Source organism: Akkermansia sp., assembly GCF_020860705.1.
GTDB lineage: Bacteria > Verrucomicrobiota > Verrucomicrobiia > Verrucomicrobiales > Akkermansiaceae > Akkermansia.
Genome location: NZ_JAJBTT010000032.1, coordinates 15,357 through 34,881 on the forward strand (window position 1 = coordinate 15,357; position 19,525 = coordinate 34,881).

Consider the following 19,525-nt stretch of genomic DNA (forward strand, 5'->3'; position numbering starts at 1 on the left):
GGAATCGTTCTTCATCATGTCTCCTTTCTACATTGCATTCGTCATGGAACCGTGGAAACTTTACCTCCATGAGTTTCAAGCAACGGCGGCGAAATGGGCTGTTCCGGGTTTCCTGGGGCATGTGCCTTCTGCTGTCCGTGCTTGTGCACCTGTTTTTACTGACGGGGAGCTACCTGGTTCCGGAAGAATGGCTGGTTTCTCCGCGGCCAGCGGAAGCGGCGCGGCGGCAAGTGGTGGTGAGCGCGCGCATGGTGAAGCGGGTGGAACAACCCCAGCAGGGAGGCCGGAGACAAACGCCGGAGGAGCACCTGCCTTCCATCGTGAAGACGAATGAGGAACAGGAGAGCGCCACCAAGCCGGAGACTCCCAAATTCCAGAGCAACCGGAACACGCGTGCGGAAGGCGGCCGCAAGGATCCGGACAGCAGCAGGGACATGCCTGCCCAGGACGGCGTGGAACGGGAAAACGGGGAGATTGTCCTTTTTGACCAGCAGAGGCAGGACGGCGACATGAACCATGAACGGGACGGCAGCAAGAATGCCGCCCCAGGAGCTTCCGTCAACGTTCCCTTCCAGCCTCTGGAACCGTCCATGCCTCCCACCGGCCATCCGGATTCCTTGACTCATTCTCCCAGCAAGACAGGCGTTCCCGGCCCTTCAAGCGAGGAAGGCCTGGCCCGGCAGAATCTCAGACCGGCGCAGGAAAGGGCCATGCAGCTGCCCCATGTGGTGACGGTTCCCCATCCCGGCGAGCCGGAAAAGCCGGACCCTCTTCAGGAACTGGCCAAGAGCATCGCGAAGGGCACCAACAGCCCCCCCATGAATCTTCCCCATCTGAATCTGCCGCCCAATACGCGGCCGGTGCAGAAACAGCCCTTGTACGATCCCATGTTTAATGCGGAAAGCCAGCCCGGCTTCAAGACGCATGAAGTGAAGACCAAGCAGACGGGCAAATTCAGTTTTGGTCGCCGTCCAACGCTAGATGTGGCAGCCTCCCCCATGGGCATGTACCAGACGATTGTTTACCGGGCCATCGGGGAACAGTGGTACCGCCAGTGTGACTTGAACCGCGACCTGATCGTTACCGGAACCGTGCGCATCCGTATTCTGATTAACAAGAACGGCAAGGTTTCCTCCATGAGGCAGACTTCCCGCGTGGGAGCCAGTGAAGTTCAAAAATCCTTTACCTTCCTCGCCATTAAACTCGCCAAGTTGCCTGCGATGCCGCCGGAGGTGAAAAAGGACCTCGTCGGGGAATCGCTGGAAATGTACTTCGACTTTAATTTTTAACAACCTACCATCCTACCAACACTATTCACTGATCCATCACCATGAACTTTATCAAGGACTGCATCACATTCTTCCAGGCGGGCGGCATTTTCATGTATCCGCTGGCTGCCTGTTCCGTGCTTCTCATTGCGGCGGTTATTTACCGCATGTTCAATATGAAGAGAAGCATCATCTGCCCCCCCAGGCTGATCCGGGCCGTGGAGCAATATACCCACGGCGCTCTGGAACGCAGTGAGCTGGAGAATATTGCCTTGGATTCGGATTCCGTGGAAGGCCGCCTGGTGCTGGACGCCCTGAATTCTCCGCTGGAAGATGAAGCCTCCCTGAAGGAGATGATCCAGGTGAAGGCCCGTGAAGAGTTCGTGATGCTCCAGGCGGGGCTTCCCCTGATGGACATGATTGTGATGATCGCTCCCATGTTCGGCATTTTGGGGACGGCCAGCGGCCTGGTGCAGATTTTCAGCGTTTTCGGCATGGATGAGAGCCACGGCATGATTGCCCAGGGGATTGCCCAGGCGCTGAATACGACGATTGCCGGTCTGGCGATCGCCACTCCCGCGGTGATCGCCCATGTTTATTATTCCCGCAAGCTGGAGCGCATTTCCGCCTCCATGGAAGTTCTGCTGACGGAGCTGATTTCCTTCCGCTGCCATCATTCCCAATCCTGACCCAGGCCATGCAGTTCTACCGCAAGAAAGCAAGAACCATGGGGGTGCCCATCGTCCCCATGATAGATATATTAACCATTCTGCTCATCTTTTTCATTGTCCATACCCAGTGGAAAAAGCCGCAGTCCTTGCTGAAGATAGACGTGCCGGGAGCGGAATTCATGGAGGGGACTCCTTCCTCGGAACAGCGGGCCGTCCTGGCCGTGACGGGGGAATCTTCCATTTCCCTGAACGGGAACCTGGTGGAGATGAATGAATTGGCCGCCGCCCTGGAGGTCCTGAAAAAGGAAAATCCGGATGTCAAATTGCAGCTTGACGTAGATAAAAAGGCGGAGTTTGGCGTCATCGTCGGCATTTGGGATGCGCTGACGTCTGTGGGTATTGACGCAGGAGAGGTTCCTGCCAGAATAGAAGTCAGCAAGCCCGGCGTGCAGTAAGAATAAACGCCTTAAAAAATATACTCCCCTCCCTCCCGATGTTATTGGAAATCGCACAGTATGGAAATCCGGTATTGAAGGAAAAATGCCGCCCCGTGGAACATTTTGACGATAGTCTGAAAACCCTGGCGGAAAATATGCTGGAAACGATGTACGCCGCAGAGGGAATAGGCCTGGCTGCTCCGCAGGTGAGCATCCCCGTGCAGCTGGTGGTCATTGATATTCCGTTGGAGGAAGAATCCGTTACCTGGTTGAAGGTGGATGGAGAGGACAAAGAGCTGTCCGACATCATGCCTCTGATGTTCGTCAATCCCGTTCTGGAACCTTACGGTCCCATGCATCCCTTCCATGAAGGCTGCTTGAGCGTGCTCAAGATTCGCGCTTCCGTCGTGCGGCCGGATTTTGTCAAAGCCACGCTGACCATGCTGGACGGCAAGCAAGTGACGATTGACTGCAATGGACTGCTGGCCAGATGCCTGCAGCATGAATGCGACCATTTGAACGGCATCCTGTTTGTAGAGCGCGTTTCTTCCGCCCAGAAGATTACCCTGCGGAATAAACTGAAGCGCCTGGCTGTGGAATATTAACTTTCCGAGGCACCGCAAGTCCTGCGGCCATTAAAACGCTCCCCCCTTGTGTTCCTTGAACACACGAGACGCCGCTGACGCTCCGGCTTTGCAGTTGCCGCAAAGGCTTGTGGTGCTCCCAATAGCTCAGGAGGCTTGCGCAGCCGGGGCAGGTTGTTGAGATTCCCGCTTAACGCGGATTTGCAGGTCCGCCAGAGCGTTCATGTAGTAAATGTACGCGTCAAAGGCGGAGGCATACGGAGTGAAGGAGTTTTCCTTCTCCATATAATGGAAGTGGTCCGCACTCTGGAGTTTGCGCCAGACGTGGGTGAGGTCCTGGTCATTGGCGGCCTTGACCGGTTTTTCCAGGCGGTAGATCTTGCGGATGGCTTCATCCTGCATGACGTTGCCGTTCCAGTGAGACATGGTGCCGTAGGTGGAGCAGGTCATTTCCTGGGTGCATTCGCATACGGAGACGGGCTTGATTTCACGCACTACTTCGGACGGGGTCATGAACCGGTTGCCGGCATCCACGCAGGCAAGAATCATGGTGCGCCAGAATTCAAAGACGCCTGTAGCGTCGGATTGGCGTTCGCCAAGCGTTTCATAATCCATGGACAGGGTAGTGACGCTGCCCTGCTGGTGCGTGAGCCAGTCTGCAAAGGTGGTGGGGGAAAGGGGGTATTCCGGCCATTCCGGATCAGTCCGCATGATCGCCAGGTCGTTGGACAGTTCCCGGTTGCGGAACATGGTGGTGGTGTTATACACCCACGGGGCCAGAAATACTTCATTGCTGGTGAATCCCTTGAGCATGGCCGGATTGCCGTCCGCCATGATGCCCTTGAAGCCGAGCGTTTCCGCCTGCGCCGCAATGGCATTGGAGTACAGCATGCCGGTATTCATCAGCACGTCTGATTCCAGATGGAAAAGTTTTTTGATGAGTTCCCGGTGTTCTGCGATTTGTTCCCCAAATTCCTGGGGAGAATAGACGGATGCCAGGGAGTTGTAGTACGGCATCGTCAGAAAGTCCACGCAGCCGGTTTCAGCCAGTTCCTTGAAAGCCGCAATCAGGTCCGGCCTGTGGTACAGGGCCTGTTCCAGAATGACGCCGCTGAGAGCGAGCCCAAAGCGGAATTTGCCCTCCGTCAATTCGATAAGCTGCTTCATCAGCCGGGTGGCCGGAAAGTAACAGCGTTCCGCCACCGTGCTGAGCACGCGGGCATTCAAGTCGTCATCTTCATAGAAGGCGTGTTCTCCAATTTTGAAGAAGTCGTAATGAATCAGCCTGTTGGGCTGGTGTGCCACGAAAGTCAGGGAAATGTTGCTCATGAACAGTGGGAGGGGCTGATAGTTTATCGAATGGGGTGCAAGGAAGTTTTTAACGGTTCAGCACATGTTCATAGACGCGGATGACCTTGTCCGCGGCGGCGTCCCAGGTAGAGGCTTTGATGTCCTCCGTGCTTTGTTCCACCACTTTCCGGTACAGTTCTTCGTCCGTGCAGAGATGGACGATGTGTTCCGCCATCTTGTTGACGTCCCAGAAGTCCGCTTTCAGGGCGCCCTTCATGACTTCCGCCACGCCGGATTGCTTGGAAATGACGGCCGGGATGTTGAATTGGGCGGCTTCCAGCGCTGAAAGGCCGAAAGGTTCCGAGACGGACGGCATGCAGTAGATGTCCGTGATGGAGAGCAGGTCATTCACCTTATCCTTGTTCAGGAAGCCGGTGAAGTGGAATTTGTCTCCCACGCCCTTGAAGGCTCCGGATTCAATCAACTGGCGGAGTTTTTCCCCGGTACCGGCCATGACAAAACGTACGTCGTCCGTCTGCTCCAGCACCTTGGCGGCAATTTGCAGGAAGAAGCCCGGGCCTTTCTGGGCCGTAAGGCGCCCCAGGAAAAGGACGAGCTTTTCCGGGAATTTTTTCTTTCCCTTGAACACCTTGACGGGGTCCGCTCCATTGTGGATGGGGAAAATTTTGTGGGGGTCAATGGCGTAATGCCCGCTGGCAATCGTGCCCGTGTACTTGCTGACCGGAATGACGGCGTCCGCCTGTTCCATGCCGAATTTTTCAATGTCGTAAATCCAGCCGCGGGCGTCCGCTCCGGCGCGGTCAAACTGGGAGGCGTGCAGATGCACCACCAGGGGCTTTCCCGTGGCTTTTTTCACTTCCACACCGGCCAGGTAGGTCATCCAGTCATGGGCATGGATAATGTCAAAATCCTGCTGCATGGCGACTTTCACCGCTATTTTAGAAAACTGGATCACTTTCAGGGCCAGGTCTCCGGCATAGAGGTCCTCCTTGGTCTTGAATAACTGGAGGTCCGCTTCATGCGTCTTGGAGAAGGTGATGCGGCCTTCCTTGGTGAATTGCACCATGCCGGATTCCCCCTCCACCGTGGTGTAGGGGTCCAGTTCAATGGGGGCGTGCTCCACCAGGGCAAAGCTGTCATAGGAATATTTCTGGTCCACTTGCTCCACTTCCCGGTAGGAGACATTGTTGAGACCAGTGAGCTGGAAACCATCAAAAAGAACGGAAGGGTCAGCCTTGGGGACGATTACCCTCAAATCCACTTTTTTTGCCAGCGCTTTGGAAAGCCCCAGGCAGGCAATGCCCAGCCCCCCGTTGACCAGGGGAGGGAATTCCCATCCTAATGTAAGAACTCGGATTGTGTTCATTGGTTGATGTGGGTTGTTGGTGTCGGGAAGGATGCAGCATCATGCCGTGTTGTACACCAACACAATAAAACCAGATTTTTCATGTTCGGTCTAGAGTAATATGAGTAATTTAGTACTAATAATGAAAAGAAAAATGGTGGTTTAGTTCAATCTTGCGTTCGTCATGAAATTGATTTAATCTGAATGGAACGCCTTTGGCACTTTCTTCTGTTTGGCTTTCATGCACACCTCTCCGGACATTCCTGAAAAACGAAAAAAGCCTCCTCTCCGGGGGCATCTTGTTAAATGGGAGTATACTAATGCCGTTTCCAAAATAACTCTCAGCGTGTGCATTGCGGACAATGGCATTGTCCGTGTGACTTATTTCTCCGGCCCCGTGCCGGAAGACGAGCCAAGTTACGCCGTCAGTCCCGGATATGCCGCCCCCGGAGCGGAGGTTCGGGAGTATGACGGGGAGGGAATGCATGTCATTGAAACATCCTTGTTGCGGATTCGCATCCGCACGGAGGAGCAAAAGGTGGATTTTTACGATATTGTCACGGATGAACCCCTGCTGACGGATGAAGGCGGTTTTGGGAGGGAGTCCAAGGACTGGACGGGTGACGCCCGCGTGTGGATACGGAAGAGGCTTCAGGACACGGAGCACTTTTTCGGGCTGGGGGACAAGCCCTGCGCCCTGAACCTGCGGGGCAAGTATTTCTCCATGTGGGGGGCGGACCACTATGATTTTCATGAGGAGTCTGACCCCCTGTACAAAAGCATCCCGTTTTTTCTCAGCCTGCGGGAGGGGAAGGCGTACGGCCTGCTGTTTGACAATACGTGCCGCTCCTATTTCGACTTCGGCGCCACGGATGAAAAGGTACTGGCCTTCGGATCGTTTGGCGGCCTGATGAATTACTATTTCATTTACGACCGCCGTCCTCTGGACATTGTGGCCGCCTATACGCGCCTTACCGGCACGCCTGAATTGCCCCCTTTGTGGGCACTGGGCTACCACCAGTCCAAATGGAGCTATTATCCGGACAAGGCCGTGTATAACCTGGTGGAACGGTTCCGGGACCTGGGCATTCCGTGTGATGCCGTCCATCTGGATCACCATTACATGGAGAACAAGGAGGGGTTTACCTGGGACAGGTATAACTTTCCTGACGCGGCGGGAATGGTCCGCTCCCTGGAGGAGGACGGGATAAAGACGGTCCTGATCGTGAATCCCGGCGTGAAAATCAATCCGGACAATCCGGTCTGGACGGAGGGTTTTGAACGGAATTATTTCTGCCGCCGGGCGGAGGGCAACCTGTTGTCGGATGAAGTCTGGCCGGGACTCTGCAATTTCCCGGATTTCACGTCTCCGGCCGTCCGGGACTGGTGGGCCGGATTGTTCCGGCAGGATCTTGAAGAAGTGGGCGTGCGCGGGCTTTGGAACGATATGAACGAGCCTGTCGTTTTCCCGGACCGCACGTTCCCGATGGATACGCGGCATGAATACGACGGCATGCCCTGTTCCCATGAAAAGGCCCATAACATTTACGGTCAGTGTATGGCGGAGGCCTCCTGGCTGGGCATGAAGCGCCATGCGCCGGACAGGCGCCCCTTCCTGCTGTCCCGGTCCGGTTTTGCCGGGTTGCAGCGCTTTGCCGCCACATGGACGGGGGACAACCGGTCCAACTGGGAACATTTGAAACTGGCCAATTTCCAATGCCAGCGGCTTGCCGCCTCCGGCATCTCCTTTGCGGGGGCGGATGCGGGGGGATTCATGGGCCATCCCACGCCGGAGCTGTTTTGCCGCTGGATGCAGATGGCCGCGTTCCACGGACTCTTCCGCAATCATTCCTCCGGGGAGTTCGGCGGCCAGGAACCCTGGGTATTCGGCCAGGAGGCAACCGGATACGTGAAAGCCGCCATTGAAGGCCGCTACCGCCTGCTTCCGTATATTTACACCCAGTTCCACCGTTATGTGGAAACAGGAATGCCCGTGCTGCGCTCCCTGGCCCTGCAATGTTTTGAGAACAGAGACACCTACTGGCGGGGGGCTGAATATTTCTTTGGCGACCATCTGTACGTCATTCCCATTCACGAGCCGCAGGAAGGCGGCCGCTTTCTCTACATTCCGGAAGGCGTCTGGTATTCCTACCACACGGACTGCCTGATGGAGGAGACGGGGAAGGATGTCTGGGTGAAATGCCCGCTTTCCTTCCTTCCCGTCTATGTCCGCGGCGGGGCGGTTATTCCCCATTGGCCCGTGCAGCAGCATGTGGGCGAACTGCCCAGACCCCCGCTGGCGCTGGATGTCTGGTGGGCGCCGGAGGAGGAAGTAACTTCCCATCTGTATGAAGATGCCGGGGACGGCTATGCGTACAGGGACGGGGAATGCGCCGTGCATGAATTCCTTTACCGCGGCGGAAGCTCGCATTCCCTGGAACTGGCCTGGAATTGCGAAGGGAACGCCGGCATGTTCCATGAATCTGTGGAAGTGGTCCTGCACGGCTTGCCGGCGGGGATTTCCATGGCTGCCCGCATGGACGGCGTTCCCTGCCGCGGCGTGGTCAGGGATGGCCGGGTATGGAGAATCCCGGTGGCGGCCAGGTTTGAAACTCTTTCCGTTTGCTGGACGGAGGAATGATGGCTTTCCCCGGAAAGGGAGAACTTCCGGCGGAGATGTCAGGGAAGCCGGAAACTGTGCCTGACCGTATCCCTCTTTAGTTTCAGTTCCCGCCATTCATGCGTCAGCGTGGAGGAAGCCACCACGCCGCCTCCGGTGCAGAGCGCCACCCTTCGTCCCTGCCAGTACATGGACCGGATCCCTACCAGGCAGAAGAAGTCCCCGTCTTCCAGGAACCCGAACGGTGCGCCGAAATAGGCCGGACAGCGAAGGCGCGACCGCCAGTCGTCCAGCTGGGCAAGCGTCTTTTCCGTGCGGGGCTGGGAACCCAGGGCGGGGGTGGGATGAAGCAGGCGTATCCAGTAGTCCGGAGGCATCGGTTTGTCCGCTTCCAGGGTGAGGTAGGTGACGAAGTGAATCAAGGTGCCGAGATCCAGCACGCTGCGGGATGTTCTGGTAACGCTGCCGTAAGGCGACAGGCGGGAAAGGATGCTGCCGGCCACAATTTCGTGCTCGCGGATCTCCTTGTCGTCATTGATGAAAACTCCCTCGTCTTCCGGACGGGCCGTTCCGGCCAGGGCCATCGTCGTCAGGCGGCGGCCCTGCTGGTGGAACAGGGTTTCCGGAGTGGCTCCGCAGAATCCTTCCTGTTCCGTCCACCAGGCATAGGGGTAATGGACTTGTGAGCCGCTGATGGCCCGCAGGATGAGTTCACGGGGAACATGGGGGGGCTGCATTTCTCCAAACTGGGGCGTGGCCGGAACGCTCTTCACCAGATGACCGGAAGCGATCTGGCCTGTCATTTCCGTAAAAACCTGGGCGTACGCGTCCGGGGACGGCTCCGTCCACCGGATTTCCGGAGCGGGCGGCAGGGGGCCTTCCGGTTCCGTGATGGAATGCAGGGAGGCCGGTATTTTCCAGGGCCGCGGGTCATCCAGTCGGAACGTGTTGACATAAAAGGCTCTTCCGGATTCAGGAGGTTGGGCCGATTCCCTGAAAGGGCCGGTCCCGAGAAGAAGGCCGCGGGAAGGGTGTCTGATCAGGGCTCCGGAAGTCAGCGTGCTTATGTCCATGCGGCGTTTATCTTAAAATGCCGTGGCTGGGATTTCCAGCTATTTGAATGTTTGCAGGGGGCCGGATGGAATGGGGATGGTGACCCAGAGAAGAGCGGATGCGCGCGTTTGTTTTTCCAGGATGTTTCAGGGGCTGCCGTGAACGGTTGACTGACATTCACCTGGGGATGGAGGTTTGATTCGTTCATCTTTCAGATTCACTCACCCTGCGGGCTTCAAGCTTGCGCTTTCCGTCCAACCGGGCTTGCCCGGTTTCCGGCCTTCGTGTTTAAAATTTCCTTTACAGCGCCGCGCAGGGAAATTTTCCCTTCATCCTTTCCTGTCCGGAATTTTTTCAAGGGGCGGGAGCCCCTTGCTCCCAGGGATGCGGCCATGGATATTCAGTAATGCCGTTTCTGCGGGGGACCGCATGTCATGTCACGTGCCTTCCCCTTTTGAATTGACGGGAAAGAGCACTCAAGTAAGCTCTAACGAGCTTCCGCCCATGCAGATGATGACCAGACCAGCACCAGCCGTTTCTTCCGCCGCCGTTCCGGTGAAGACCATGCTGGCGGAGGTGCGGAAACCGCTGGGACCCGTGTGGTGGTGCGTGTTTCTGGCCAGCGCTCTGCTGGCGGCGTGGGGCGTGGGGTGGAGTTCCTGGCGCATCGCCATGGAGGGCGTAGGGGTGCTGGGGTTGAACAATAACGTGGTGTGGGGGCTGGACATCGTTCATTTCGTTTTCTGGATAGGCCTTGGGCACGCGGGCACCCTGATTTCAGCCGTTCTATTGCTGACCCGCCAGTCCTGGAGAAGCCCGATCGCCCGCGGAGCGGAACAGATGACCCTGTGCGCGGTGGTTTGCGCCGCCGTGTTTCCCGTGGTGCACGTGGGCCGCATCTGGATGGCCTGGATGGCTTCCCCCCTGCCGGAAGTGAGCGGCATCTGGCCGGATATGGCCTCCCCCCTGATGTGGGACGTCATGGCCGTCAGCACGTATTTCCTGCTTTCCCTGCTGTACTGGTACATCGGTCTGGTGCCGGATTTCGCCCTGCTGAGGGATTGCTGCACGGGGCGTCTGAAACGGCGGTACGGGTGGCTGGCGCTGGGCTGGCAGGGGACGGGCCGCCAATGGCGCGCCTATGAAAAGGCCAGCCTGCTTTTTGCAGCCATTCTGACTCCGCTGGTGGTGTCCGTCCACTCCGTGGTGAGCTTTGACTTTTCCGTGACGCAGGTGCCGGGGTGGCACCAGAGCATTTTCCCGCCCTATTTCGTGGGGGGAGCCATTTTAAGCGGCATGGCCATGGTCCAGCTGATCCTGCTGGGGGTGCGCCGGCTGATGGCCGGCAGCGGAGTCCGGGAGGCCATTACTCCGGCCATTCTGGATTTGAGCTCCAGATTTGTACTGGCCCTGGCCCTGGTGATGGGGGCCATGTATTTGTGGGAGCACATGGCCGTGATGCTGAACGGCGGCGCGCCGGAGTTGTTCCCGGGCAGGAATCCGGTGAATGCCGCGTTTCTGGGGGCCATGATCGCCGGAAACGTGGTTTTGCCCCAGTTGTTCTGGTTCCGCTCCCTGCGCACCAACCGGTGGGTGATTGCCGTCGTGGCCCTGGGCGTGCTTGCGGGCATGTGGATGGAGCGTTTCTGGATCGTCGTGAATTCCCTGAAGGCGTCCCTGCTGGCCGCCAACATTGGAGATTATGCTCCCAGCTTGACGGACCTGGCCATGATGGCCGGGAGCGCAGGGCTGTTCACGGCCCTGTACATGGCGCTGGTGCGCGTGACTCCGTTCTTTTCCCTGTGTGATGTGCGGGAGCAGCAATCCCTGAACAAGGAGGGCGGGGCATGAAGAAGCGCATCACTTCCGGCTGGGTGCTTTCGTTCCGTTCGGAAGAAGCTCTTCATCAGGCCGTCATCAAGCTGGTGAAGGAGGAAGGAGTGCGCTGGGAGGTTTGCGCGCCCTATCCCTGCGCCGCCGTCCGGCTTGCCAGCCGTCATGCCGGGAGGGCCGTGGGCACAGGCGTGCGGCTGTGGGCCGTGACGGGAGGCTTGTGCGGCTTTCTGGCGGTGGCCTTGTGGATTTACTGGACGCAGTTCTGCGCGGACCCCCTGGTGACCCAGGGCAGGGTACAGGGCTGGGATAACTGGCCCGCCTACGTTCCTCCCCTGTTTGAAGGGACGCTGCTGGGAACCGGGCTCCTGACGGCGGCCGGGTTCCTGAAAGGGGCCGTTCTTCCCCGGTGGAACGACTGGGCGTTCGAGTGTGATTTTTTCAGGACGGATGAACACGGGGACGGTTATTTCATTCTGCTGGAAGGAGGCCGTGAGGGGCATTCCGCCGCCCTGGCTGCGGCACTCCAGCCGGAGGCGAGCGAATACATCCCTGCGGAAGGAGGCCGGTCATGAGAGGCGGCGTGATAGCGGCAGGCGCCCTGGTTCTGCTGGGGATTGCCTGGTTTCTGGTGCAGGACGACGGAGGCAGGAATGCCGTTCCCCATTTGTTTGACAATATGAACGAGCGTCCGCTGACGGACGCCCAGCAGGTGCAGGACCCATTCACTCCCGCGGGCCGGACAGTCCGTCTCAGGCCGCCCCATGCCGTGGCTCAGTCCCTGGGGGGAGGAGGAACGGGCCGGGAACGGGCAGGCGACCGTGATTCCTTTGCTTCGGAGGGTTCTTATTTTTCTTCCGGACGCATGCAGGGAGGGGAGGAGGATTCCATGCCCCTGGAACTGGGCGGCGTTTCACGCAGCCGTGACGTGCTGGCGGAGGGCCGCACCCTATATCTGGCGCATTGCGCCGTCTGCCATGGTGCGGACGGAAACGGACGCGGCAGCATGGCCGCTTATGATACCTATCCGCAGATAGGTTCCTTCCGGGATGAGAAGTATTCCTCCTATTCTCCGGGGAAAACGTTCCGGAGCATTCGTCTGGGTCAGGGGAACATGCCCGCGTTCGGGAATATGCTCACGGCGCGGGAAATCTGGTGCCTGGTGGCTTTCATCCGCCATCTGCAGGCGCAGCCGTCCGCTCCTCAGGAGCAGCAACCCATGAAAGAGGAGGACCCCCGTCCATGAATAGAAATACATCTTCAACCGGAAAGGAACGCCGGGACAGGCCGGGCTTCCGCTGGGCCGGGCGTTCCATGGCGCTCGCCTTGTGGATCGTCTCCGTCCTGCTGTGGTGCGTGCTGATGCGCCAGTCTTTTACGGCCATGCCATGGGATGACATGACGGTAGCCGGAACCCGTTTGCATGAATTGAGGAGGCCGTTTGCCGCCGCCGGAATGGTTGTGGGCCTGATGGGGGCCGGTGTTTGTCTGGGAAGTCTGTTCTGGCTCTGCCTGTCTTCCGTGACGGGAGCCGGGTGGGGCATGGCGCTGAGAAGGGTGCTGGCGGCTGGATGCTGGGGCTTTTTGCCCGGCGTTCTGACGCTGGCGGGAACCGTCGGCTGCCTGACTACCGTCATTTTTCCGGAAGCGGCGCGTTACTGGGGCGTGGCGGATATTTCCTCTCCCGGCGTCCAGGCCTTCGGCGTGCTGGATTTGACCGATCCCACGTGGTGGAACCCGGCGTGGCTGTATGTGCGCATGGGGATTATTCTAGTGCTGGCCTGGAGCATGGCCCAGGTGTGGGAGACGCTGGCCGCGGAAAAAAACATCTGGCAGCCTTCCTTCCACAGGGGTGCGGCCGCCTTCTGCATGGTTGCCGTCGTCATGATGCTGGGCTTGCTGGGATTTGATCTGTTGGGGGGAACGGGAAGGGCCGTTCTTTCCATGTTTCCCGTGTACATGATTGCGTATGTCCTGCTGGCAGCCCTGGCGTTTGCTGTGCTGGCCGCCGCGGGCCTGGGGAAACTGGACGGAGGGAAAAGGTTGCCGTGGCCGCGTCTGGGCGGGATGCTGACGGCCATGGTGCTGGTGAAGGCCTATCTGACGTATTCGCAGTACATGATTACCTGGTATGCCTCCATTCCGGCGGAAATGTCCTTTTATAACGCTGCGTCCTCCGGCTGGAACGGACTTCTCTCTGTTGCGTTGGGATTGCAGCTTCTGCTGCCCTTCCTCGTCCTTCTGTTCCCCGCGTTGAGGCGCCGCTCCTCTGCGCTGGGCGCTGTCTGCATCTGCATTCTGGCCGGTTCCCTGCTGGAAGCCTGCTGGATGTTCTGCCCCGTTCTGGGGCTGGAACCGGGTGCGTGGGGGTCCTGGCTTCCGCTGGTCCTGCTCCTTGGGGTGATGGGCTCCATCTGTTGTTTTTCCTTCCTGGGGGCCTTGAGCGTCCGCAGGGTATTTCCCGAATCACGATGAATTTTCCCGCCTCCCTTTCCTCCCTGTTCCGCCGCCGTCCGGGCGAATGGCTGCCCTTTTTCTGGCTGGCGGCGGCCTGCGTGCTGGGTTTGATGTGGTCGCTGTCATATGCGTCCGGGCTGGTGGCGGGGGAACCGCTGCCCTGGCCGGCAGGACGCCTCATGTTCGCTTTTTACGGCGTTCTGGTTTATGGCTGGGCTTTCCCTGTTCTGTTCTCTTTCATGGCAGGGATCGGCGGACGATGGCTGAAGCCTGTGGAATGGCTCTGGCATGCCTGTGTGATTCTGGGGCTGGGCACGATTGCAGCAGGCGACGGAAGTGGATTGCTCCTGATGCCTTTTGACTGGTGGGTTTGTCCGGTTTTTGCCCTGGTTTCCGCCGGAATGGCATGCGCCGTGTGGTTCCGGCCTTTCCCGTGGCCCCTGCGCCTGCTGTTCAGTTCTTCCGCCGGCTGCATGGCCGCGGCCCTGGCGGTGCTGTGGCATACGCGGGCTTTGTCCATGAACGGCTTGCTGGATGTTTCCTCTCTGGAGGGATGCGTATCCTGCGGGCTGATGTTTTCCGCCCTGGGCGCGGCGGCATTCCGCTTGAACGTGGCGCAGGGCCGTCTGTTTGGAGTGCTGGCGGTCTGGATGGCGGCGGTGCTGGCGGCGGCTCCGCTGGTAGGAGGACTGGCCGGGCTTCAAGGTTTTCCTGTGCCCTGGGTGCTGGTGGAGGCCGGAGCGGTCTGGTCCTGGTGCGCCGCACTTCCCGCCGTGCTGATGGCGGTTTATCTTTGGAGGAAGCCCGGTCCGGAAACGGGAACGTGGCTGAAGGCCGGTGCTTCCATGCTCGCCTTGCTGGCGGTGTGGAACGTGTCGGCCGGTTTCTGGCCGGAGCTGATGCAGTTTTCCCTGTCCGCATGGCATGAGGCGGAATTATGGGCACTCCTGGGGGCCGGAGTGCTGATGATGGCTGGAAAAAAGAATCCCTCACGGTTTCCCATGGCATGGTGGCTGTTGTCTGCGGGCGTCTTCGGCGTGCTTCTGACGTATGCCGTGGGCATGGTCGCCGCGCTGGACGTACAGGCTTTTCCGGAGGCCAGGCGTGCGGAATTGATGAGCGGCTGGGTGGGCATGGCCGCCTGCGTCCATGCCGTTGCCATGGCCTTGTGCCTCATGGGAAGCTTCTTCCTGTGGGGTTCAGCAGAGATGAAGGGCGGGGCACGGGAAAGGGAAACTCCGGCTCCGAAGCGTCTTTTTCCCATCTCCTCCGTGGTGGCGGTTCTGGCGCTGGTGACGGCGGCGGCCGTTCTGCTGCATGCTCCGGCTCCGGATTCCCTGGAGGTCAGGCGGCCTGTCCAGGATGCGGAGGGAGCCAGGATTTACGCCGCTGAGGGCTGCGCCCTGTGCCATACCCAGATGATCCGGCGTTCCATGTCCGGGAAAGACTGGCAGACGGCAATCGACCGCGGGACGGACCCTGATTTTCCTTACCGGGTCAGCGAGCCGGAAGACATGGACGCCGAATTCAACAGGGAGGGCGCGCCGCAGGCGGGCGTGGCGGCCATAGGGCCGGATTTGAGCAATGCGGCGGAATACGCCGCTGGCAGGCTGGAATATGAAGACGCCGTATCCGGAGGCACGCGCCGGGCCGCGCAGGTGCGTGAATGGCTGGCCCTGCATCTTTACCATCCGCGGGAACCGCAATTTAAAAAGCCCTGGACCGTGTGTCCGTCCATGACCGGCCTGTTTGAAGAACGTCCGGTGGAGGGGAACGCTCCTTCCCTGGACGCGCTGCCTGTCCGGGTGGAGCGGGGGAGGGAACTGGTGCCTTCCACGCGCGGGGAACGCCTGTTAAATTACCTTTCTTCCCTCAGGAGAGTGGAACCCTCCCAAAAACGCGACCGGATGCATTCTTTTTCGGGCCTGTCCCACATTCATCCGGACTATGCCGCCCATCCCCCCGCCGTGGACATGGAACGCCTTAAAAAGGCCCGCGCAGCCGCCGTGATGGAAAAGGGAAGAGACGTGTACCTCTCCAAATGCGCCATCTGCCATGGAAACGAAGGCATGGGTGACAAGGTGACCTATCCGCCCCTGGCCGGGTCCGAGTGGCTGAAAGAAAAGCCTGACGAGGAAATCGTTAAAATCATTCTCCAGGGGCTGACCGGACCGATTACGGTGGATGGAAAGGAATGGAATTCCACCATGCTTCCCCCCGGCGTTACGGATTCCCGTGATCTGGCGAACCTTCTCACCTACCTGCGCCGTCATTTCGGCGGTAGGGAGAAGGCCTCCTACACGCCGGAACAGATCGACGCCATCCGCCGGGAGCTGTAACTTGCCCCTTCCGTTTTTTAGCCGTCCCGGTGTGAGCTTCGTCCCCCAAAAGCCTTCCCGGTGGTTGGGGGTGTCTCTCTTTCAATGGAAAGACCCTCCCGTTCTTTCACTCTCCGGTTACAGAATGAGCATGTCCTGATCGTCAAACTGATCATTCGGCCCCCAGGCAACCTCCCAGTAATAGCCGTCCAGATCGGCAAAATAGGCGTGGAAGCCGCCCCAGAAAACATCCTGGGGTTCCTTGACGATTCTGGCTCCCGCTTTCCGGGCCAGTTCAATGACTTCGATAACTTCCTCCTTCGTTTTGGCATTATAGGCCAGTGTAATTCCGCCGAAGCCCGTTCCTATGGACGGCGGATTTTCCCCGTTGATGTCTTTTGCCAGCAAATCCAGCGGGTACAGTTCCAGTTTCGTTCCGGGGGTGTTGAAAAACACGACGTCGGGATGGTCGCCTGTTTCGTCCGTTTTAAAACCGAGCTTGTCACGGTAAAATTGCAGCGCCTTGGTCATGTCTCTGACTCCAAGGCAAATGATGTTCACTCTGTTGATATTCTTCTTCATTGATTGGGAATTTAATGTTTAACGGGGCAATACCCTGGCCGTTTAACCGCGGGTGTTCATTTCCGGAGACAGAAGATTTTCCTTGGCGCCGGGATGATGCTGGAAAATGGAACCGACTATCCGGCACTTGTCCAGTTCTTCACAGTCACCGCAGGTGTTAAATCCTTTCTCATGCACGCATCTGCGGATTTCACAGTAATCGCTGCAATACGCAAATTTCGCTCCGTCTGTACGGCACCCCATGCAATGGATGGTAGCCGCCGTAATTTCCGGGGCGTTGTTCATGACGCTCCACTTTTGGGCGGTTTTCTCTTTTAGCTCCTCGTCATTTCCGACGGTGGCTATACGGGCATCGCAACTTTCGCAATCCAGTCCGCAACATGCAATCAATGGTTTCATGATGGGTTGATAACTGTTTATATTTTTCTTTATCCGGCCCCGCACTATCGGTCAATGATATTCACTTCCGTAGCCCGCATCAGCCGGAAAAGATAGCTGGAACCGGAAATACCGGATGTCACCGACATCGGGTTCCCCAAAAAAGGCTGCCTTCCACACGTAATGTGGGCAAAAAGGCAGCCGGATGAAGAAGACTGGAAAACGAGGTCAGCTCAGGGCTTTCACCAGTTTGTCGCCATAGGCGGAACAGGAGAGCTCCGTGGAGCCGGGTATCATTTCCGCAAGGTCAAAGGTGACCGTTTTTGCAGAGATCACCCGGTCAATGGCCTGAATCAGCAGATCCGCCGCTTCCGTCCAGCCCATGTAGCGCAGCATCATTTCCGCGGACAGGATGACCGAGCTGGGGTTGGCCTTGTTCAGCCCGGCCAGTTTGGGTCCGGTGCCATGGGTGGCTTCAAAGATGGAATGGCCCGTCAGGTAGTTGATGTTGCCGCCGGGAGCGATGCCGATTCCGCCTACCTGCGCCGCCAGGGCGTCGGAAATGTAATCTCCGTTCAGGTTCAGCGTGGCTACTACGTCAAAGTTCTCCGGATGGAGCAGGATTTCCTGAAGGAAGGCGTCTGCAATGCAGTCCTTGATCACGATTCCGTTGGGAAGCAGGAGCCAGGGACCGTCCCCGATGGGCTGGGCGCCGTATTCCCGGCGCGCGATGTCGTACCCCCAGTCCCGGAAGCCGCCTTCCGTGAACTTCATGATATTGCCCTTGTGCACCAGTGTGACGCTCTTGCGGCCGTTCTCTATAGCGTAATCAATGGCGGCGCGCACCAGGCGCTCCGTGCCTTCGCGGGAAACGGGCTTGATGCCGAATCCGGAGCTTTCCGGGAAGCGCACCTTCTTCATGCGGTCCGGGAAGATGCGGCTCATGGTGTCGAAAAACAGCTTGGCGTCCTCAGAGCCTTCCTTGAATTCAATGCCGGCGTAAATGTCTTCCGTATTTTCACGGAAAACGACCATGTCCACCTTTTCCGGAGCCTTGACGGGAGTTTCAATGCCGTTGAAATAGCGCACGGGACGCAGGCAGACAAACAGGTCCAGGTCCTGCCGCAGAGTCACGTTCAGGCTGCGGATGCCGCCGCCTACGGGAGTGGTGAGGGGGCCCTTGATGCCGACCAGGTAGGTGCGGAAGGCTTCCACCGTTTCATTGGGGAGCCAGGTGCCCAGGTTGTCAAAGGACTTCTGCCCGGCAAAGACTTCATACCAGGCGATGGAACGCTTGCCCTGGTAGGCCTTGTTCACGGCTGCGTCAATCACCCGGGATGCCGCCGCCCAGATTTCAGGCCCCGTTCCGTCACCGATGATGAAGGGGATGATGGGCCTGTCAGGAACGCAAATCCTGCCGTTCTGCATGGTGACGGCTGCGCCGTCCGTGGGAGGGGTGAATGTTAAATGAGCCATGACGTGCGTTCCTTTATAGGACGCGGCCTGTTTTGGCAAGATAAAAGAACGGCCTCCCAGCTTTGATGGAGCGCGGCATGCGTTTTCAGTGAACGTGATGGAACGCTTCAGGCTGTTGGCGCAGGCGTTCCCCGGGGCGTTATCAGAACCAGCGGTCCTTTCCGGACTTTTCTTCCGGATTTCCGGCTTTTTCCCGGAGGCGGAGCAGGAAGTTTTCTTCAGCCTGGCGTTTCAGGCCGCTTTCCATGATGTGCTTCCGGGCGCTCTCGTTCAGCAGATTGACGGCTATGGCGGCATCCTCCTGGGTAAGCTTGTTCCAAATGCCGTCGTCATCCTTCACGACCCGGAGGGAGCCTTCCACCATCTCGCAGGAAACCAGCTTTCCGTGGAGCCCTTCCGCAGTGACGGGGCCTTTGTTTTCCGCAGGAATGATAATCCGGAGCGGATCGGGACCATCCAGGTCTATCCCTCCGTGGGCGCGGTAGGCCGCTTTCAGGACCAGCGTCTTCCTGCTCCACCACCAGGTGGTGGAATACCGGTATTCATACTCAAAGGTCCGTTCCACGGTAACCAGGTTGGCCACTTTTTTATCCTTCTGCACGATCAGGGCCACGCCGCCGTGATCGGAAGAGAAACCCTTGTTGATCAGGGTCAGCCCTATTTCCCTGCCTGCCTCGATCAGTTTTTCCGCCACTTCCATCGGTTTTTCCACAGGGGCGGTGACACAGGAGCGGACGCCCCAGAACAGCACGGCCAGAACCCCGATCAGGACGACGCCTTTGACAAGAACGACGACGGAGGGAGTATGGAGGAAGGATGGAGGGGAATCACTCATGAAAAGCTGTGCGGATGGGAAGCTCAGGGTTCCGGGTCTTCATGGGAGCCGTCCTTCTTGATGGGCGGCATGAACAGGGCCAGGAACGTGAAGGCGATGACGGTCAGATCGTCTATCTGGCCTACTCCGGGAATGAAATCCGGAATCAGGTCAATGGGGGAAAAGGCATAGAGCGCCGTCAGCGCAAGGAGAACCAGCTTGCGCCTGGTGAACAGGCGCGGTTCTCCCTCCCGGCTGCGGAAATAATTGATGGCCCTGGTCAGCCATTGCTGGCTGGAGCTGTTGGGTGGAAGGGGAAGCTTGTTTTTCATGGGGATGCCTATGGGTGAAGTTGACGAAAAGGAACGATCCGTTACA

The 19,525-nt window shown here is 58.4% G+C and carries 17 protein-coding genes and 1 pseudogene; 10 read left to right on the forward strand and 8 right to left on the reverse strand.

Translation table 11 applies throughout. The annotated features are described in order from the left end of the window. Window positions 1–68 precede the first annotated feature (68 nt). Genes LIO64_RS06750 through def form a run of 4 tightly spaced genes read left to right on the forward strand, consistent with a single transcriptional unit; the run spans window position 69 to window position 2,981 of the window. Window positions 69–1,289, forward strand: coding sequence for a hypothetical protein (locus tag LIO64_RS06750; RefSeq protein WP_290548679.1), 1,221 nt, complete (start codon window positions 69–71; stop codon window positions 1,287–1,289). Between the two features lie 41 nt (window positions 1,290–1,330). Beyond that, a complete protein-coding gene (locus tag LIO64_RS06755) occupies window positions 1,331–1,957 on the forward strand; it encodes a MotA/TolQ/ExbB proton channel family protein (RefSeq protein WP_290548680.1) in 627 nt (208 codons plus the stop codon). An 8-nt stretch (window positions 1,958–1,965) separates the two neighbouring features. Further along, entirely contained in the window at window positions 1,966–2,394 is a 429-nt protein-coding gene (locus LIO64_RS06760; RefSeq protein ID WP_290548681.1) for a biopolymer transporter ExbD, read from the forward strand. 38 nt (window positions 2,395–2,432) lie between these two features. Continuing rightward, window positions 2,433–2,981, forward strand: coding sequence for a peptide deformylase (def, locus tag LIO64_RS06765; protein ID WP_290548682.1), 549 nt, complete (start codon window positions 2,433–2,435; stop codon window positions 2,979–2,981). A gap of 126 nt (window positions 2,982–3,107) precedes the next feature. Here the strand turns inward: def and LIO64_RS06770 are convergent, their stop codons facing one another. Both LIO64_RS06770 and LIO64_RS06775 read right to left on the reverse strand, forming a co-directional pair. Continuing rightward, entirely contained in the window at window positions 3,108–4,289 is a 1,182-nt protein-coding gene (locus LIO64_RS06770) for a glycoside hydrolase family 57 protein (protein WP_290548683.1), read from the reverse strand. A 49-nt stretch (window positions 4,290–4,338) separates the two neighbouring features. Next, on the reverse strand, window positions 4,339–5,637 hold the full coding sequence (locus tag LIO64_RS06775; protein WP_290548684.1) for a glycosyltransferase: 1,299 nt from the start codon (window positions 5,635–5,637) through the stop codon (window positions 4,339–4,341). A 220-nt stretch (window positions 5,638–5,857) separates the two neighbouring features. On the opposite strand from LIO64_RS06775, the gene LIO64_RS06780 reads away from it, so the two are divergent. Further along, window positions 5,858–8,257 carry a TIM-barrel domain-containing protein gene (locus tag LIO64_RS06780; RefSeq protein WP_290548685.1) on the forward strand — a complete coding sequence of 800 codons (2,400 nt, stop codon included), beginning with the start codon at window positions 5,858–5,860 and terminating at the stop codon, window positions 8,255–8,257. Between the two features lie 38 nt (window positions 8,258–8,295). On the opposite strand, the gene LIO64_RS06785 is transcribed toward LIO64_RS06780, so the two are convergent. Then, complete coding sequence (locus LIO64_RS06785) at window positions 8,296–9,309, reverse strand: chorismate-binding protein (protein WP_290548686.1); 1,014 nt, start codon at window positions 9,307–9,309, stop codon at window positions 8,296–8,298. Between the two features lie 484 nt (window positions 9,310–9,793). On the opposite strand from LIO64_RS06785, the gene nrfD reads away from it, so the two are divergent. From nrfD to LIO64_RS06810, 5 genes are read left to right on the forward strand one after another with little or no spacing between them, the layout of a single operon-like run. Further along, window positions 9,794–11,140, forward strand: coding sequence for an NrfD/PsrC family molybdoenzyme membrane anchor subunit (nrfD, locus tag LIO64_RS06790; protein WP_290548687.1), 1,347 nt, complete (start codon window positions 9,794–9,796; stop codon window positions 11,138–11,140). Beyond that, window positions 11,137–11,697, forward strand: coding sequence for a quinol:electron acceptor oxidoreductase subunit ActD (locus LIO64_RS06795; protein ID WP_290548688.1), 561 nt, complete (start codon window positions 11,137–11,139; stop codon window positions 11,695–11,697). Before nrfD ends, LIO64_RS06795 begins: the two co-directional genes overlap by 4 nt. Continuing rightward, complete coding sequence (locus tag LIO64_RS06800; RefSeq protein WP_290548689.1) at window positions 11,694–12,368, forward strand: cytochrome c; 675 nt, start codon at window positions 11,694–11,696, stop codon at window positions 12,366–12,368. Before LIO64_RS06795 ends, LIO64_RS06800 begins: the two co-directional genes overlap by 4 nt. After that, the gene (locus tag LIO64_RS06805) at window positions 12,365–13,597 is read left to right on the forward strand and encodes a hypothetical protein (protein WP_290548690.1); all 1,233 of its coding nucleotides are present in this window, start codon (window positions 12,365–12,367) and stop codon (window positions 13,595–13,597) included. The genes LIO64_RS06800 and LIO64_RS06805 overlap by 4 nt, the downstream gene beginning before the upstream one ends. Then, on the forward strand, window positions 13,594–15,918 hold the full coding sequence (locus LIO64_RS06810; protein ID WP_290548691.1) for a c-type cytochrome: 2,325 nt from the start codon (window positions 13,594–13,596) through the stop codon (window positions 15,916–15,918). The genes LIO64_RS06805 and LIO64_RS06810 overlap by 4 nt, the downstream gene beginning before the upstream one ends. A gap of 117 nt (window positions 15,919–16,035) precedes the next feature. Here LIO64_RS06810 and LIO64_RS06815 read toward each other — a convergent pair whose 3' ends face one another. From LIO64_RS06815 to LIO64_RS06835, 5 genes and pseudogenes are all read right to left on the reverse strand, one after another. After that, window positions 16,036–16,467, reverse strand: coding sequence for a VOC family protein (locus tag LIO64_RS06815; protein WP_345779571.1), 432 nt, complete (start codon window positions 16,465–16,467; stop codon window positions 16,036–16,038). Window positions 16,468–16,521: 54 nt separating this feature from the next. Then, window positions 16,522–16,878 (reverse strand): DUF3795 domain-containing protein, encoded by a 357-nt coding sequence (locus LIO64_RS06820; RefSeq protein WP_290548693.1) that lies wholly within the window; start codon window positions 16,876–16,878, stop codon window positions 16,522–16,524. 207 nt (window positions 16,879–17,085) lie between these two features. Continuing rightward, window positions 17,086–18,333, reverse strand: a complete 1,248-nt coding sequence (gene icd / locus LIO64_RS06825) for an NADP-dependent isocitrate dehydrogenase (protein WP_290548694.1) — start codon at window positions 18,331–18,333, stop codon at window positions 17,086–17,088. Between the two features lie 142 nt (window positions 18,334–18,475). Then, complete coding sequence (locus LIO64_RS06830; protein WP_290548695.1) at window positions 18,476–19,168, reverse strand: DUF4230 domain-containing protein; 693 nt, start codon at window positions 19,166–19,168, stop codon at window positions 18,476–18,478. Window positions 19,169–19,263: 95 nt separating this feature from the next. Beyond that, window positions 19,264–19,368, reverse strand: a pseudogene (locus LIO64_RS06835) (DUF1232 domain-containing protein); the annotation flags it as partial. Window positions 19,369–19,525: the final 157 nt, after the last annotated feature.

Coding starts and splice junctions, on each gene's coding strand:
- LIO64_RS06775 (WP_290548684.1), bottom strand. CDS start 5,637: ATGAACACAATCCGAGTTCTTACATTAGGATGGGAATTCCCTCCCCTG.
- LIO64_RS06785 (WP_290548686.1), bottom strand. CDS start 9,309: ATGGACATAAGCACGCTGACTTCCGGAGCCCTGATCAGACACCCTTCC.
- LIO64_RS06795 (WP_290548688.1), top strand. CDS start 11,137: ATGAAGAAGCGCATCACTTCCGGCTGGGTGCTTTCGTTCCGTTCGGAA.
- def (WP_290548682.1), top strand. CDS start 2,433: ATGTTATTGGAAATCGCACAGTATGGAAATCCGGTATTGAAGGAAAAA.
- LIO64_RS06800 (WP_290548689.1), top strand. CDS start 11,694: ATGAGAGGCGGCGTGATAGCGGCAGGCGCCCTGGTTCTGCTGGGGATT.
- icd (WP_290548694.1), bottom strand. CDS start 18,333: ATGGCTCATTTAACATTCACCCCTCCCACGGACGGCGCAGCCGTCACC.
- nrfD (WP_290548687.1), top strand. CDS start 9,794: ATGCAGATGATGACCAGACCAGCACCAGCCGTTTCTTCCGCCGCCGTT.
- LIO64_RS06810 (WP_290548691.1), top strand. CDS start 13,594: ATGAATTTTCCCGCCTCCCTTTCCTCCCTGTTCCGCCGCCGTCCGGGC.
- LIO64_RS06780 (WP_290548685.1), top strand. CDS start 5,858: ATGCACACCTCTCCGGACATTCCTGAAAAACGAAAAAAGCCTCCTCTC.
- LIO64_RS06820 (WP_290548693.1), bottom strand. CDS start 16,878: ATGAAACCATTGATTGCATGTTGCGGACTGGATTGCGAAAGTTGCGAT.
- LIO64_RS06770 (WP_290548683.1), bottom strand. CDS start 4,289: ATGAGCAACATTTCCCTGACTTTCGTGGCACACCAGCCCAACAGGCTG.
- LIO64_RS06760 (WP_290548681.1), top strand. CDS start 1,966: ATGCAGTTCTACCGCAAGAAAGCAAGAACCATGGGGGTGCCCATCGTC.
- LIO64_RS06750 (WP_290548679.1), top strand. CDS start 69: ATGAGTTTCAAGCAACGGCGGCGAAATGGGCTGTTCCGGGTTTCCTGG.
- LIO64_RS06830 (WP_290548695.1), bottom strand. CDS start 19,168: ATGAGTGATTCCCCTCCATCCTTCCTCCATACTCCCTCCGTCGTCGTT.
- LIO64_RS06805 (WP_290548690.1), top strand. CDS start 12,365: ATGAATAGAAATACATCTTCAACCGGAAAGGAACGCCGGGACAGGCCG.
- LIO64_RS06755 (WP_290548680.1), top strand. CDS start 1,331: ATGAACTTTATCAAGGACTGCATCACATTCTTCCAGGCGGGCGGCATT.